The 15,667-nt window shown below is 60.7% G+C and carries 13 protein-coding genes; 2 read left to right on the forward strand and 11 right to left on the reverse strand.

Annotated elements, in window-relative coordinates:
• Positions 1 to 88: 88 nt before the first annotated feature.
• The 4 genes from GTP69_RS22025 to GTP69_RS22040 all read right to left on the reverse strand — a co-directional run bounded on the left by GTP69_RS22025 (position 89) and on the right by GTP69_RS22040 (position 4,682).
• Entirely contained in the window at positions 89 to 2,002 is a 1,914-nt protein-coding gene (locus GTP69_RS22025; protein ID WP_161056869.1) for an acyltransferase family protein, read from the reverse strand.
• 10 nt (positions 2,003 to 2,012) lie between these two features.
• Complete coding sequence (locus tag GTP69_RS22030; protein ID WP_161056870.1) at positions 2,013 to 2,951, reverse strand: glycosyltransferase family 2 protein; 939 nt, start codon at positions 2,949 to 2,951, stop codon at positions 2,013 to 2,015.
• A 243-nt stretch (positions 2,952 to 3,194) separates the two neighbouring features.
• Positions 3,195 to 3,908, reverse strand: a complete 714-nt coding sequence (locus GTP69_RS22035) for a PEP-CTERM sorting domain-containing protein (protein WP_161056871.1) — start codon at positions 3,906 to 3,908, stop codon at positions 3,195 to 3,197.
• A gap of 108 nt (positions 3,909 to 4,016) precedes the next feature.
• Positions 4,017 to 4,682, reverse strand: a complete 666-nt coding sequence (locus tag GTP69_RS22040; RefSeq protein WP_161056872.1) for an acyltransferase — start codon at positions 4,680 to 4,682, stop codon at positions 4,017 to 4,019.
• A 226-nt stretch (positions 4,683 to 4,908) separates the two neighbouring features.
• Between GTP69_RS22040 and GTP69_RS22045 the strand changes: the two genes are divergently transcribed.
• Together GTP69_RS22045 and GTP69_RS22050 are read left to right on the forward strand one after the other, a co-directional pair.
• Positions 4,909 to 5,832: a DUF6492 family protein gene (locus GTP69_RS22045; RefSeq protein ID WP_161056873.1), complete on the forward strand. Its 924-nt coding sequence runs from the start codon at positions 4,909 to 4,911 to the stop codon at positions 5,830 to 5,832.
• A gap of 290 nt (positions 5,833 to 6,122) precedes the next feature.
• Positions 6,123 to 8,036 carry an acyltransferase family protein gene (locus GTP69_RS22050; protein WP_161056874.1) on the forward strand — a complete coding sequence of 638 codons (1,914 nt, stop codon included), beginning with the start codon at positions 6,123 to 6,125 and terminating at the stop codon, positions 8,034 to 8,036.
• 29 nt (positions 8,037 to 8,065) lie between these two features.
• Here the strand turns inward: GTP69_RS22050 and GTP69_RS22055 are convergent, their stop codons facing one another.
• From GTP69_RS22055 to GTP69_RS22085, 7 genes are all read right to left on the reverse strand, one after another.
• Positions 8,066 to 8,458, reverse strand: coding sequence for a RidA family protein (locus tag GTP69_RS22055; protein ID WP_161056921.1), 393 nt, complete (start codon positions 8,456 to 8,458; stop codon positions 8,066 to 8,068).
• Entirely contained in the window at positions 8,458 to 9,618 is a 1,161-nt protein-coding gene (locus GTP69_RS22060; RefSeq protein WP_161056875.1) for an acyl-CoA dehydrogenase family protein, read from the reverse strand. Before GTP69_RS22060 ends, GTP69_RS22055 begins: the two co-directional genes overlap by 1 nt.
• Complete coding sequence (locus tag GTP69_RS22065) at positions 9,618 to 10,472, reverse strand: enoyl-CoA hydratase family protein (RefSeq protein WP_161056876.1); 855 nt, start codon at positions 10,470 to 10,472, stop codon at positions 9,618 to 9,620. Before GTP69_RS22065 ends, GTP69_RS22060 begins: the two co-directional genes overlap by 1 nt.
• On the reverse strand, positions 10,469 to 10,951 hold the full coding sequence (locus GTP69_RS22070) for a MarR family winged helix-turn-helix transcriptional regulator (RefSeq protein WP_161056877.1): 483 nt from the start codon (positions 10,949 to 10,951) through the stop codon (positions 10,469 to 10,471). The genes GTP69_RS22065 and GTP69_RS22070 overlap by 4 nt, the downstream gene beginning before the upstream one ends.
• Positions 10,941 to 13,235, reverse strand: a complete 2,295-nt coding sequence (locus GTP69_RS22075) for a bifunctional salicylyl-CoA 5-hydroxylase/oxidoreductase (protein WP_161056878.1) — start codon at positions 13,233 to 13,235, stop codon at positions 10,941 to 10,943. Before GTP69_RS22075 ends, GTP69_RS22070 begins: the two co-directional genes overlap by 11 nt.
• On the reverse strand, positions 13,232 to 14,854 hold the full coding sequence (locus GTP69_RS22080; protein WP_161056879.1) for an AMP-binding protein: 1,623 nt from the start codon (positions 14,852 to 14,854) through the stop codon (positions 13,232 to 13,234). Before GTP69_RS22080 ends, GTP69_RS22075 begins: the two co-directional genes overlap by 4 nt.
• 87 nt (positions 14,855 to 14,941) lie before the next feature.
• On the reverse strand, positions 14,942 to 15,655 hold the full coding sequence (locus GTP69_RS22085) for a response regulator (protein ID WP_161056880.1): 714 nt from the start codon (positions 15,653 to 15,655) through the stop codon (positions 14,942 to 14,944).
• Positions 15,656 to 15,667 lie beyond the last annotated feature (12 nt).

Below are 15,667 nucleotides of genomic sequence, written 5' to 3' on the forward strand. Positions count from 1 at the left end.
ATTTCTTTTACTGCTGCCTATTGGACAGTCTCCTAATAAGCCTCAATTACGGTCGCGGCCATGGCCACGGCAACCAATCTTGAAGTAGCTACCGCATGCCCACTACAGCGGACTTGGCTACCGACTGAGCGGGATTGAGCAGCATGGACGCCACTACCACCGACCCTTGCTCGGTGAGGTGGCCATAGTCGAATTGCATCGGCACGCCGGCCGCCGCCAAGGTACGGCATGCCCGACCATGGCAAAGATTGTCGATCAGCGAGAAATAATGTGCTCCGGCCGCCGTCACCAGACCCCGCATTTGCGGATCGAGTATGAAGGGGCCATTAACAACGCTGCTGGCGATACGGTCAGGATGGCCTTCATTACGCACCAGCACGCGCGGCAGGCTGCTGGCGTACTGTGGAATTGGCCCGACTACCATGACCGTTTGCGCATAGCGCTTCGCCAGGGCAATCGTTGCCGTGAGGTCGGGTAAATCTTCTGGCGCCCAACGCCCAGCAAGTATCAACAGCTGAACGGGATGCGCAGGCAACCATGACGTCAATATTGACCGGAAAAATTGCTCGCACGAAGACTGCTGTTCGATGGCTTTCCCACTCAGCGATGGACGGCAGCCGGTTTTTGTGGCCTGCAGCACGTTATAGTCCGTGGCGACTTGATGTAACCCTGGCCACAATTGAGCGGCATGGCTATCGCCAATCACCAGCAGCGACTTCAGCTGCTGCTGGTTTTGCCCAAGGCAAAGCTGGGGATCGAACCGCCCCTGGCCATCGACAATAAAGCACGTGCCCCCGCGATAGAGCTGGTCGCCGTGGTAACTCTCAAACTTGGCGACCGCCAGCTGCTGCTCGTTATAGCGTGCGGGCAGCCCGCCGCTAACAGTGAAGGTAACGCCCAATATCAGCGTCGCCGCCATGGCCGCAAACGCACCGCCAAACACTTTCTTGTCACTGTAGCCGTTGGTGCCAACACGAACAGGCTGCTCCACGTAGCGCCACGAAAGGACCGCCAGCAATAACGACAGCAGCACTTGCGCAATGCGAATTGGCCAGGTGATTTCGCGCATCAGGCCGATCTGGGTGAACACCACGACCGGCCAGTGCCACAGGTAGAGCGAGAATGATATCTGACCGATAAACACGACCGGCCGCCACGATAACACCCGGCCCGCCAGCGTGGTGCCGGCCGTGCCAGCCGCGATGATGGCGGCGGCGCCCAGGCAAGGCAACAGCGCGGCAACGCCTGGAAACGGTACGCGCTCGTTGTAAAACTTCACACCAATCAGTATCGCCAGCACGCCTGCGGCAGCAAGGAACTCGCGCAGCAGCCGATGGCGCGCGGGGAGCGCCGGCGCCACCGCCAACAAGGCGCCTATCATCAACTCCCAAGCACGCGAAGGAATCAGATAGAACGCGCCTGATGGATCGACACTAAGCCACCATATCGAAAATAACAGCGAGGCTACGGTGATAATGCCGGCGATCCACCCCACGCTGGATTTGGCGCGCGCATGCAGCAGCGCCAGCACGAGCGGCCAGAACAGGTAGAACTGCTCTTCCACCGCCAGCGACCAGGTGTGCAGCAGCACCTTGGTATGGGCATCGGCCGAGAAATAGCCGCTTTCGTTGTAGAACAGAATATTCGATAAAAAGGTCGAGGTAGCCAACAGCGAATGCCCGAAGCTCTTCAGCTCCTCCGGCAGCATGCTGAACAACGCCAGCACTGTGGTCGCCGCCAGCATGACAAACAGCGCGGGGAAGATACGGATAGCGCGGCGCCGATAAAAGCGCACGATGGAAAAATTACCTTGGCGCAGTTCCCGCGCCAGGATGCCGGTAATCAGGTAACCGGAAATAACGAAAAAGACATCGACGCCGATAAAACCGCCGAAAAACCCCGGAAAACCGAAGTGAAACAGGACGACGGGCAATACGGCCAACGCGCGCAGGCCGTCAATGTCGGGCCGATAGGTTTGATGCGACGAGTAAAGGTTAGTCATGTGTAAAAGCTCAAGCTTCAGGATTGGTCGGCGCTACATAACGCGACGAGCGCACCCCAAGTAGGCCTGCAAAACGCCCCAGGTAGTGGGCGGTCATGAGTATTAAATGCGCGGCGGCATTGGTACGCAAGGTGACGGCCGCGAACGCAAGACGGGCGCAGGTACCCAGCAGGCCTTTGACTGCCAGCCAGCCAACCTGCTTGGCGCCATCATAGGAACGGTCGATCACCGCCATGTACATCCCGGTTGAGTGGTAGCGATAGAGCAGCGCCGAGACGGTGAGCCGGTCAGCCGGCGCCGGCTCCATAATGATCGCCTCGTCACACCATGCGAAGCGTCCGCCGGCGTGCGCCACCCGCCGGAACAAATCGTAGTCCTCCCCGCCGGATGCGCCATATTCATTACGAAACAGTGGGGTGGGCACCAGGGCCAGCACGCGCCGCGAGATGGCCAGGTTCTGGGTGGTGTTCAAGGTGGAGACCAGGCCGGTCGCCCACCGTCCGCGCGCGGCGAATACACTGTTGCGGGCCAGCCAGCCGGAGCCGCTCGGCAGTTCACCCTGCACCGGGCCACCAACGAGATGCGCCTGGTATTGCTCCCCGGTGGCGAGCAATCGCCCCAGCCAGCCAGGCGTCGCCAAGCCGTCGTCATCGAGCATAATAAGCCAGCGCCAACCCGGCGCCTCTTGCCCCGCCTGGGCAATCAGGGTATTCCGTACCTGCGTGACCCCGCGGGCGGCCACTGGAATGCAACGCACCGAAGGCCAGCTGAGTTTGAACTGTTCGATCACCTGCGGCGCGTCTTTCCCGCATTCATTGTCGGCGACAATCACTAGCGCCGGATGCTCTTGCAACTCAGAAAGCAAACTATCGAGCAAGGCGCGCAACTGCGCCGGACGACGAAAGGTGGGAATTCCGATTACCAGTTCAAACTTGCCGTTCAACATCATGCCACCCAATCAAATCAATGGATATTTTTACCACAAAACACAATACCACAACTTATCAGAGGCGTGTTGCAATGCAACACGCCTCTTCCGGGCGGACACAAGCCTGCGACTAAGCCAGCCTAAAAGTACAGCTCAGCAGTATGTCGCAAACATGATTCTATTCATTGCGAACCGGTAGTGATGGTGAGGTTCATGCGCCGGCACAGGGATGCCGATGAATGAAAACTCGCCCCACGCGAACATTCAGACCGAGCGGCGGCGCACAGCAATGCCGGTCACGGCCAGTCCCAGCAGCAGCAGGGCGTAAGACGACGGCTCGGGCACCGAGCTGGTGATGGCAGGACTGCTGTCCGCCGCACCCAGCCATCCTCTGACGGTAAAGCTCAGGGGCCGGTCGGACGTATTCTCCAGGTCGAGCTCAAGGACGTTCGATTCACTGCCGGTACCCACCGGGACCTTCCAGTCTAGCGTCGAGCTGGTTTTCGAAATGGTATAGCCGCCAACGGCGCTGTCGACAATAAAGCCGGCGCCCACGTCCACCCGCTCCCCCGCGACATTCTTCTGCAACACCATCGTATAGCCGACTGAATACAGCAAATGCTGGTTAGCGGCCAGTTGGAAGGTGGCGGTCATTTGCTGACGAACCTGACTGGCACCGCCAGCGCCGGTCTCGACCGACACCTTGCCCGACTGGGTGCTCGCCTTGGCGCTGCCGATGCTGGCCAGCAGATCGGGCGCGGAAGAATTTTGCACGTCACTCCCGCCGCCCATCAAGGCGGTGCCATCGCTCGCATAGGTCCAACCAGAAAAACCGATGGTATCGTGTTGCAACGTCGCAGTCAGGGCGGACCAATCGAAATACACCGTGCCGCTGGCCGAGCCCGCCGCTTGCGCAGAGGTGCCGAATGCCGTCATGGCCGCCAAGCCCAATGCTGGAATGAGTTTTTTAATGAACATCTGTGCCTCCGTTTGAACAATCTGTACAAAATAACAAAACATGGTATTTTATGCAAGTCAGACTATTCGCTGTCCTTCACCTGGGTCTGTATTGACGCACGATTCCGCTCAAGATTCCCACACTTTATTGAACACGTAGCCGTCGTCCTCTGTGCGCTCCTTGATGACCTTGGCTGGCAGACCGGCCACCACCACGTCATTCTCGGTGATGCGCTTGGTAACCACCGCCCCCATGCCGACCATCACGCGGTCGCCGACGCCGCTGCCCGGCGCGAACCGCACTGCTGAGCCGAGGAAGGAATGGGAACCGATAATGATGTCGCGGTCCATAGTGCCCGCGCCATGGGTCAGGAACTGCGAGGCGAAACCGGCCACCCAAGTGCCGTCGCCGATTTGAATTCGCCCGAGCACATCAAATAAATGGCCCTCGTTGACCAAGCTGTCCTGACCGGTAATGAACGCCCGCGCGTACTGCATATGCGCCTGCTTGGGATCGGCGGCACTGTCGCCGCACTCAATCTTGTTCAGGCGGCCGATGAAGGTCCGGTCCCCCAGCTCCACACGGATCGGCCCCATGAAGGTTGTATTGCGGCGCACGGTCACCTGACTGCCGGCGCGAAAGCTATCGACTGCGATCATCACGCCCCAGCCCAAGCGCACGCCCGGACCAAAACTGTACCCTAACACCAAGCGGTAGGCGCCGACCCGCAATGCCGACCCTGGCAGCAAGGAGATCGCCAGCGCCGCTATTTTTCTTAATTTCGTATTCTTCATAGGACCCAATGTGAGGCGCCGCAGTTACGGCAGATGTCAAGGCGCGCCGCAGCGGCCGGGTAAAAAAGCCGGGAAAGAATATATAAAATGCACCGTCCGGTCAATAAAGTCCTCCGGTGCGGCCCCACCCGCCTTCAACATTGATGATTCAACCATTGTATGAGAAGATATGCAAGTTATGGCCATCAGCCAAGCGCCTCAATAACTGTAAGGAAGTGATATTCACATGGCAGAATCGCAGTTGACCGTTATCACACCGTCCTACCGCAACGACTACGATCTGGCGGTCGATCTTTGCCGTAGCATGGACCAGTTCCTGCAGGTGCCCTTCAAGCATTTTTTAATCGTGCCAAAGTCGGACATCGCATTATTTGCGCCACTGCGCTCGGCGAATCGCATCCTGATCTCCAAGGAAGAGTTGCTGCACCGCCACGGCTTCTACAAAATCCCCTTCCCAAAGCGCATTTATATTCCCGGCCTGGTCGACATCCGCACTCGCGAACAGTGGTACCGCCCCGGCGTCGGCCGCGTGACTGGCTGGCTGGTGCAGCAACTGGTGAAGCTGTCGGCGCCGGAACTGGCGGACAGCGACTATTATATGTTCATCGACAGCGATAACGTGCTGTTCCGTCCAATGAAGATGACCGACCTGGTTTCCAGCGACAGCATCAAGCTGGCCCGCCGGCCGCTGACGCCTGACATGCACGAGCATCTGCTATGGCACCGGAACGCCTTGTCTCTGCTAGGCGTCGCGCAGTTCGACGATACCAAATACAACTACATCGGCCATTTCATTGTCTGGAAGCGCGACGCCATCCTGGCGTTGCAGCAGCAGATCGAAAAAATCTCCGGCGAAGACTGGCGCACCACGCTGTCGAAGAAAAAAGCAGTATCGGAATACATCCTGTACGGCGTATTCTGCGAAACTGTCGGCAAGGCAGCGAACTATCATGTGCTGGTTGAACCTGAGCTGACCTGCTCCTACTGGACCAGCTCGGAAGAAGACCTGAACGTGCCGGAAATGGCAAAGTCCCTGAAGCCAACCCATGTCGCCTTGCACATTCAGTCCACTATCCCGATGCCGATGGAAAAGCGCCGCCGCCTCATCAGCGCGCTGGCTGACAGCGCACCGCCCAAACCTGCCGCCTGATATATCGCTGCCGGCGAGCTTGCCACCAGCGCCGGCATAGCGGTCTGACGCAGGGCGCCAACGCGTCCCATTTCGCTCGCCGTCCGGGCCAACGCGCGCGCCCTCTCCCCTATCTCAACAATATTTCACAGCGTCTGCCGCACCTGCACAGCGATGTTCAGGCGCTTAAAATGCCGGGTAAAACCGTATCAATTTTCAACTGCTATTAACAGAAATATACCTATCTGATTGCCAAAACTTGCTTCCTGAAGGCATAATCAGTTGTTTCCGATGCAAATAAGGCTGGTCGCATGAACTTCAGGCAGGACATTAATGGATTAAGGGCAATCGCTGTCTTGGCGGTGATAGCCTTCCACTTTAATCCCGCCTGGCTCCCGGGTGGTTTTGCCGGCGTGGATGTATTCTTTGTCATCTCTGGTTATTTGATGACTTCAATCATCTACCGTGGACTTGCTGACAATAATTTCAGCGTCCCGCAGTTCTACCTTGCCCGCGGCCGTCGCATCATTCCCGCATTGCTGGCGCCCTGTGCGCTGCTTCTGGTAGTAGGTTGGTTCGTATTCCTCCCATCCGACTACGACGCACTGGGCAAGCATGTCGCCGCCAGCGTCGGCTTTGTTTCAAATATGGTGTACTGGAAGGAATCAGGCTACTTTGCCGCTGGCGCACATGAGAAATGGCTGTTGCACACCTGGTCGTTGTCGGTCGAGTGGCAGTTCTATCTACTGTATCCGTTGTGCCTACTGCTGCTAAAGCGCGTCTTCGGGCTCAAGCCGTTGCGCTGGATACTGTTAGCCGGTACTGTGCTTGGTTACGTCCTGGCCTGCTATGCATCGTCCCGGTCGCCAGACGCTGCCTTCTTCTTGCTGCCGACGCGCGCCTGGGAAATGATGGCGGGCGGTCTGGCACTGCTGTTCCCGCTGACGCTGACGCCACCGCGCGCCCGAGTGCTGGAAGCGGTGGGCGTGACGATGATCATCGCCACCTATGCCCTGATCTCCGAAAGCGCGCTATGGCCGGGCTATCTGGGCCTGCTGCCAGTCGCCGGAGCGACACTCCTTATCTGCGCCAACCGCCAGACTTCGGCGATCACCAGCAACAAGCTCATGCAGTGGTTCGGGAACATATCGTATTCCCTATATCTTTGGCATTGGCCGGTCGTGGTAATGCTCGCTTACTCCGGAATGCTGTCGGAACTTCGCTACCAATTACTGGGGATAGCCACTTCGGTGGTATGCGCCCAGTTATCCTATAGTTTCATAGAGCAGCGCGTCCGCAAAAAGACACAAAAGAACTGGTCGCGCGCGTGGTTTGGCGGTGCCGCGACACTATGCGGCCTCGGCCTGGCCATCATGGCTAGTCATGGTGCAATCACGCCGGTGCGGGCCGTCAGCATTTCGGACCGCGCCCAGTTCGTCGCCGAGTACGCGCTAAAAAAAGACAACCTTCGTACCACCCACTGGATCGATAAATGCAATGTCACCGATGCGCTCACCCATCGTGGCAACATGAACCTTGACCCACGCTGTGTCACCAAAAGCGGGGATGGTGGTGTCTTCCTGTGGGGCGACTCGCACGCAGAGGCCTTGTCATATGGCCTTCGCCAAGCTTTACCGGCGGGAACGCCTTTCTATCAAGTAACGGCATCGGGCTGCCGGCCCAGCATCCTGAACGACACTGCGCTCAAGGGCCCTTATGGGGCAGCATGCGAACACGCCAACCGGCTGGCGATCGATAGTATCGCCGCACTCCATCCTGCGGTAGTGGTCCTCGCACAGCAAAAAGAGCATGAAAAAAAGGACTGGGAAGCCTTGGCAATCAAGCTCAAGAGTATTGGCGTAAGCCAAATTGTCCTGGTCGGTCCAGTGCCGCAATGGCAGCCGTCCCTGCCAGCGGTAGTTGCCAACCGTCACTGGAACGAGAGCTCATTGTCTATCGTTGACGCCGCGCTGGACCAGCAAATCATACGGACCAATAGCTTGATGAAACAAAGCCCGGCGCGAGCCGTCGTAACCTATATCTCGCTGATAGACGCATTGTGCAAGGGTAACGCTTGCGAAGCGCGTGTCCAGCCCTCCGGCGATCTTCTGCTGGTGGACTATGGTCATCTATCCGCTGCCGGCTCCTTGTATGTCGTGAAAAATTTTGTTGTGCCGCAATTGCGAATTCCTTCAATGCCGGCCAAGCTCGCGCATGGTCAATAAGACACGCACGAACCTCTGCAACGTTTATCTCAATTTGTAATCACCGCCGTCACCTCAATCTCCACCCGCGCCCGGTCCTCGACCAGCGCGGCGACCTGCACCGCCGTCATGGCCGGGTAGTGGGCGCCGATAATCTCGCGGTAGGCGGCGCCGACCTCCTTGTAGGCCGCCACGTATTCGTCCTTGTCTACCACGTACCACGTCATGCGCACGATATGCTCTGGCCCGGCGCCGGCCTCCTTCAGCACGGCGACGATGTTGAGCAGCGCCTGCCGGACCTGGCCAGCGAAATCGTCGGTGTGGAACACGCCCTCGGCATCCCAGCCGATCATGCCGCTGACGCACACCAGGCGGCCGCTGGCGGCCACGCCGTTCGAATAGCCGCGCGGACGCGCCCAGCCTGGCGGTTGCAGTATCTCCATCATGCCTCCTTCAGCAGTTCGCGCGCGATGATCAGTTGCTGCACTTCGGTCGCGCCTTCGTAGATGCGCAGCGCGCGGATTTCGCGGTACAGGGTTTCCACCGTCTGGCCGCTGACCACACCGAGGCCGCCGAACATTTGCAGCGCGGCGTCGATCACCTGCTGCGCGGTTTCGGTGGCGTGCAGCTTGGCCATGGCCGCTTCCTTGGTGACTTTCTGGCCTTGGTCACGCTGCCAGGCCGCGCGGTAGGTCAGCAAGGCCGAGGTGTCGATACCGGTTGCCATCTCGGCCAGCTTGGCTTGCGTCAGCTGGAAGTCGGCCAGCACCTGGCCGAACATCTGCCGCTGCGTGGCGCGTTGCAGCGCCTCGTCCAGCGCACGGCGCGCAAAGCCCAACGCCGCCGCGGCCACCGAGGTGCGGAATACATCCAGCGTGGCCATCGCCACCTTGAAGCCCTGCCCTGCCTCGCCCAGCCGCTTGCCGGCAGGGACGCAACAATCGCTGAACTGCAAGCGCGCCAGCGGATGCGGGGCGATCACGTTGATGCGCTCCGCGATCGTCAGCCCCGGTGTATCGGCATCGACGATGAAGGCGCTGATGCCGCGCGCGCCGGGCTGTTCGCCGGTGCGCGCAAACACCACGTAGAAATCGGCGATGCCGCCGTTGGAGATCCAGGTCTTCTCACCGTTGAGCACATAGTGGTCACCGTTCAGCGTCGCTGTGCACTGCATGGCGGCGACGTCGGAACCGGCCTGCGGTTCGGACAACGCAAACGCCGCTATCGCTTCGCCTCGCGCCACGCGCGGCAGGTAGTCAGCGCGATTGGCCTCGCTGCCAAACAGGCTGATGGCGCCGGAGCCCAGTCCCTGCATGGCAAACGCAAAATCCGCCAGGCCGTTATGGCGCGCCAGCGTTTCGCGGATCAGGCAAACGGCGCGCGTGTCGATGCTGTCGCTGACGCCGCCGTGTGCCGTGCCGCCGATGGCGTGACGCAGCCAGCCGCCCTCGCCCAGCTGGCGCACCAGATGACGGCAGGCTTCATCGACGTCCTCCGCATGTACGCCGACGATGTGCCGCGTGGCCCATGCGTCCAGCGCCTGCTCCAGCGCCGCATGGCGCGGTTCCAGGAAAGGCCACGCCAGGTAGTTCTTGTCGCTCATCAGTCGCCCTCGAATTGCGGTTTTTGCTTGGCCACGAACGCGTGGTACGCGCGATGGAAATCGTTGGTGGCCATGCAGATGGCCTGCGCCTGCGCTTCCGCCTCGATCGCTTCGTCCACGCCCATATTCCATTCCTGATGCAGCATTTTCTTGGTCATGCCATGCGCGAATGTGGGACCATCGGCCAGGCCTTGCGCGAAGGCGCGCGCCGCATCCAGCAAGGCTTCCGGCTCCTGCACGCTGTTGAAAAAGCCCCAGCGTTCCGCCTCAGCGCCGGACATCGAACGGCCGGTGTACAGCAGCTCCGCCGCTCGGCCTTGACCGATCACGCGCGGCAGCAGTGAGCACGCGCCCATGTCGGCGCCGGCCAGGCCCACGCGCGTGAACAGGAAAGCGGTCTTGCTGCGCGCCGTGCCGAGGCGGATGTCCGACGCCAGCGCGAGAATGGCGCCGGCGCCGGCGCAGATGCCGTCCACTGCGGCGATGATCGGCTGCGGGCAGTGGCGCATGGCTTTTACCAGATCGCCGGTCATGCGCGTGAAGGCCAGCATGCCGGGCATATCCAGCTTGGTCAGCGGGCCGATGATGTCATGCACGTCGCCGCCGGAGCAGAAGTTGTCGCCGGCGCCGGTGAGCACTACAGCTTTGACGTCATCCGCATAGGTCAGCGCGCGAAACAGATCGCGCAGCTCGGCGTAGGATTCAAACGTCAGCGGATTTTTGCGCTCGGGACGATTCAGCGTCAACGTGGCTACGCCGCAGCTGACTTCAAACTGGAAGTGGCTGGCCTGGTAGCCGGCCAGCGCGGCGCGGTTGCCGGGCAGCTGTTGCGGTTCGCCTGGGCGATATTTCATGGCTCGGTCCTCAGCTTCTGCTTCATGTCCGACAGCAGGTCGATCAGCGTTGTCTTGTCGGCGCCGGAAACGTCTTGCAGCAGTTCGGCGATCCAGTCTTCATGCACCGCCGCCATGGTGGCGAAGGCCTTGCGGCCGGCCGGCGTGAGCTTGACGCTGTAGGCGCGGCCGTCCTTGGGATCGGGCACGCGCACCACCAGCTTTTCCTGCTCCAGCTGGTCGGTGATGCCGGTGACGTTACCGCCGGTGACCATCATGCGCTTGGACAGTTCGCCCATGCGCAAGCCTTGCGGGTAGCGCTCCAGCTGCGCCATCAGGTCGAAGCGCGGCAGCGTGATGCCGAAGGTCGCGCGCAGGCGGCTGCGGATTTCGTTCTCGATCTTGACGGTGCACGACAACATGCGCAGCCACAGTTTGAGCGACTGGTGATGGTCGCTCGTCAATCGACTGGCGAGGTCCAGCTGTTCTTCATCTTCCATGATTTCTTTCCAATTGTTGTTTGCCCGCCAGGTACTGCTTAGGCCATGCGATTGTTTTATAGCCGATGCGCGCCGCTTCCGTCAGCGTCCATGCCGGATTGGCGAGGTGTGGACGGCCCACCGCGCACAAGTCGGCGCGGCCGGCGGCGATGATGCTGTTGGCGTGATCGGCTTCGTATATCGATCCGACGGCGATGGCGCCGATGCCGGCCTCGTTGCGGATGCGGTCCGCGAACGGGGTCTGGAACATGCGGCCATATACCGGTTTTTCTTGTTTGCTCACTTGGCCGGAGGAGCAGTCGATCATGTCCGCGCCGGCTGCTTTGAACAGGCGCGCGATCTGCACTGCGTCGTCGGGCGTGATGCCGCCTTCCACCCAGTCGTGGGCGGAGATGCGCACGCTCATCGGCTTATGCTGCGGCCATGCGGCGCGCATCGCGGCGAATACGCGCAGCGGATAGCGGCAGCGGTTTTCCAGACTGCCGCCGTAATCGTCGCTGCGCTGGTTAGTCAGTGGCGAGATGAAGGAGGACAGCAGGTAGCCATGCGCGCAGTGCAATTCCAGCCAGTCGAAGCCTGCTTCGTCGGCGGCCAGCGTGGCGCGCACGAAGTCGGCCTGGATGCGGTCCATGTCTTCCGTCGTCATTTCGTGGGCGGTTTGCGATATGCCTTGCAGGTATTGCTGCGGCGAGGCGGATACCAGCGGCCAGTTATCCTTGTCCAGCGGCTGGTCGATGCCGTCCCACATGGCGCGCGTGGAGCCTTTGGCGCCGGCGTGACCGAGTTGCACGGCAATCGCGGCGTCGGTGTGCTGGTGGACGAAGTCGACGATGCGCTTCCAGGCTTGCGTGTGTTCTTGCGTGTACAGGCCGGGACAGTATGGCGTGATGCGGGCGTCGGCGGAGACGCAGGTCATTTCGGCAAACACCAGCGCCGCTCCGCCCAGCGCGCGCGCGCCGAGGTGGGCGAGATGGTAGTCGCCGACCATGCCGTGTACCGCGCTGTATTGCGCCATAGGTGAGACCAGGATGCGGTTCTTCAGTATGAGGTCGCGGACTTTGTAGGGTGTGAACATTGGAGGTGCGGTGCCGGTTGCGATGGCCGTGGCCTGCCCGGCTTGCGCGGCAGCGCGTTGCGCGAACCAGCGTTCGTAGTCAGCTACGTAGGCGGCGTCGCGCAGGCGCAGGTTTTCATGCGACAGGCGCTGGCTGCGCGTCAGCATCGAGTACGCAAACTGTGGCGCTTCCATCGCCGTGTAGCGGTCCACGTTCTCAAACCACTCCATCGAATTGCGTGCCGCGTTTTGCAGCTTGAGCACCTCCACCGCGCGCAGTTTTTCATACGCCGCCAGCGCAGACGCCATGTCCGGCTGCGAGGCGAAACAGCGCGCAAGCTCGATCGCGTCTTCCAGCGCCAGCTTGGTGCCGGAGCCGATCGAATAATGCGCCGTGTGCGCAGCGTCGCCCATCAACACCACCGGCACCGCGCCGTTCCAATGCACCCAACGCCCGCAGACGATGCGCGGGAACGTGATCCACATCGCCGAGCCGCGCAAATGCGCCGCATTGGTCATCAGCTTGTGGCCATCCAGCTGGTCGGCAAACAGACGCTCGCAGAAAGCGATGGACTCTTCCTGGCTCATCTCCGCCAGGCCAGAAGCGCGCCACACCGTCTCCGGCGTTTCAATGATAAAGGTCGACGTATCGGCGTCGTACTGATAGATATGCGCCTGAAACCAGCCATGCTCCGTCTGTCTGAAAGCAAACGTGAAAGCATCGAACTTCTTGCGCGTGCCCATCCACACAAAGCGGCAGTGACGCTGTTCGATCTGCGGCTGGAAGCTCTCCACATGCCGCGTGCGAATCCGGCTGTTCAACCCATCGGAAGCGATGATCAGGTCCGCATCGTATTGCTGCTCATCCGTCACCTCGGTTTCAAACACCAGCGACACGCCCAACTCTTCGCAGCGATGCTGCAGAATATTCAGCAAATGCTTGCGGCCGATGCCGCAGAAGCCATGCCCGCCCGACGTCACCTTCTCGCCCTTGAAGAAGACATCGATATCATCCCAATGATTAAACGATGCTTCAATGGCCTGCGCAGTCGGTGCATCCGCTTCGGCCAGATTGCCCAGCGTCTGGTCGGAAAAGACCACGCCCCAGCCGAATGTATCGTAGGGACGATTGCGCTCCACCACCGTGATCCGGTGGGAGGGATTCTGCTTCTTCATCAGCAGCGCGAAATACAGGCCTGCCGGGCCGCCGCCTATGCACAATATGTTCATGAGATTCCACGCAGTTTGAAGCGTTGCAGCTTGCCGGTTTCCGTACGCGGCAAGGAATTGAGGAACTGGATCGAGCGCGGATATTTATACGGCGCGATCTGCTCCTTCACGAATTCCTGTAACTGCGCCGCCAGCGCCGGCGATTCCGCATGGCCGGCGCGCAGCACCACGTGCGCTTCCACGATCTGCCCGCGTTCCTGGTCGGCCTTGCCGATCACGCAGCACTCCGCCACGGCAGGATGACGCAACAATATCTCCTCCACTTCCGGCCCGGCGATGTTGTAGCCGGCCGAGATGATCATGTCATCGGTGCGGGAGCGGTAGTAGAAATAACCATCGGCGTCCATCTCGTAGGCGTCGCCGGTCAGGTTCCAACCGTTCAGCACATAGTCACGCTGCCGTTCGTCGGCCAGGTAGCGGCAGCCGGTCGGGCCTTTCACCGCCAGCCGGCCGATCACGCCCGGCCCCACCGGATTGCCCTGCAAGTCCAGGATGCACGCCTGATAGCCCGGCACCGGTTTGCCGGTAGCGCCTGGCCGTATCTGGTCGCCCGAGGCGGAGATAAAGATGTGCAGCAGCTCCGTCGCGCCGATGCCGTCGATCATATTCAAGCCCGTGGCCTGGCGCCAGCTTTCGCGCGTGGCCAGCGGCAGTGCTTCGCCGGCCGATACGCTTTTCTGCAAACTGGCGAGATCGAATTGCTGCGCCAGCGCCGCCATCTGCCGGTAAAAAGTGGGAGCAGTAAAACACACGGTTGCGCGATACGTCTCTATGGCTTTCAGCAGAGTTTCCGGCGTCAGCTTCTCCAGCAGCACCGCCGTGGCGCCAACCCGTAACGGAAACAGCAGCAGGCCGCCAAGGCCGAAGGTAAAGGCCAGCGGCGGCGTACCGACGAAGATGTCGCTGCGCTGCGAGTGCAGCACCGAACGCGGGAAGCAGTCGCAAATCACCATCACGTCGCGATGGAAGTGCATCGTACCTTTGGGGATGCCGGTGGTGCCGGAGGTGAAGCTGATCAGGCAGACATCGTCGGCCGCCGTATCTACCGCATCAAACTGCGCCGGCTGGGTTGCCATCAGCGCCTCCAGCGCGGCGTTGTCGGCGCTGCCGAACCACAGCGTTTTCGCGCGCGCTTCGGCCGGCAAGTCGGCCGCTTCCAACTCCACGCGCAAGCTGTCGGCACACAGCACGGCATTGACTTCCGCCTTGTTGGCGATGGCGCCCAGTTCGCGCGCGCGCAACAGCGGCATGGTCGGCACGGCGATCAGGCCCGCTTTCAGAACCGCCAACAGGCAGGCCGCCATCAACGGACAATTGGCGCCGCGCAGCAGCACGCGGTTGCCCGCCTCTAGCTGCATCGGGTCGCGCAGCACGTGGGCGATGCGGTCAACCTGCTGTTGCAACTGGGCGTAACTCCACGCCTCCTGCGCGCCGCGAATGGCAATGCGTTCCGGATGTGCGCGCGCACCTTCATCCAACAGCATCGCCACGCAATTGAGGCGGGCAGGATACTGTAACTCGGGGAGGTCGAAACGTAATTCCGGCCACAGTTCGCGCGGCGGCAAATGGTCGCGGGCAAAATGGTCGGTGTAGGCGCTGGCTGCGGGAGGTTGATTCATGATCGCCTTGAAGTTGGAAGTCGACAGGTATCCACTGCAACGCAGATACTTTAAACTTAAACTATCTCAACATCAAGTATTAAATTGTCAGCTGGCTTCCTGACGCACCAAACCGGCCTGGTGGATCACGGCGCGCACCACGTCCGACAACACCGCCTGTACCTCTTCGTTGGACAGGCGCTCCGCCGTAAAACTCTTCAGCGACGCCGCCGCGCCGTGCAGGCCTAGCGTGACGCAGCCGGCGTGCAAACGGTCGAGGCGCACCTTTGCGTCTTGCTGATCGCCCTTGGCCAGCGCCACTTCGAGGTCAGTGGCGGCGGCCGTCAACTGGTTCTGGAAACCGGTGAGATACACAATCAGGCGCTCGCCATTGATGCCCAGCCGGCGCAAGGTGTCGGCCGGCGTCTCGGCCAGGTGTTCGTAGCCGCTGGCCGCCTGGTCGAGAAAACCCGCCAGATGCACGCGTACCTGCTCCGCCTGGAACGGCTTGACGATGTAGCCGGCAGCGCCAGCGCGCGTAGCTTCCAGCACGGTTTCCTTGTCGTTGGCCGAGGTGACCAGCACGAACGGCATGCTGTTCAATTCAGCATGCCCCTTTACCCGCTGTAGCAACTCGATACCCGACAGGCGAGGCATGCGCAGGTCGCAGAAGCAGATGGCTGGACGCAGGCCGTCTTCCAGCTGCTGCCATGCGTCGGCGCCGTCCTCCGCTTCAACGATATCGAAACTGCCGCAGCTATCGATCAGGTGCATCAGCACCATGCGTGAGACGACATCATCGTCAACTACCAGAACTTTCATGTGGCTCCTCGG

Source organism: Duganella levis, assembly GCF_009857605.1.
Lineage (GTDB): Bacteria > Pseudomonadota > Gammaproteobacteria > Burkholderiales > Burkholderiaceae_D > Rugamonas > Rugamonas levis.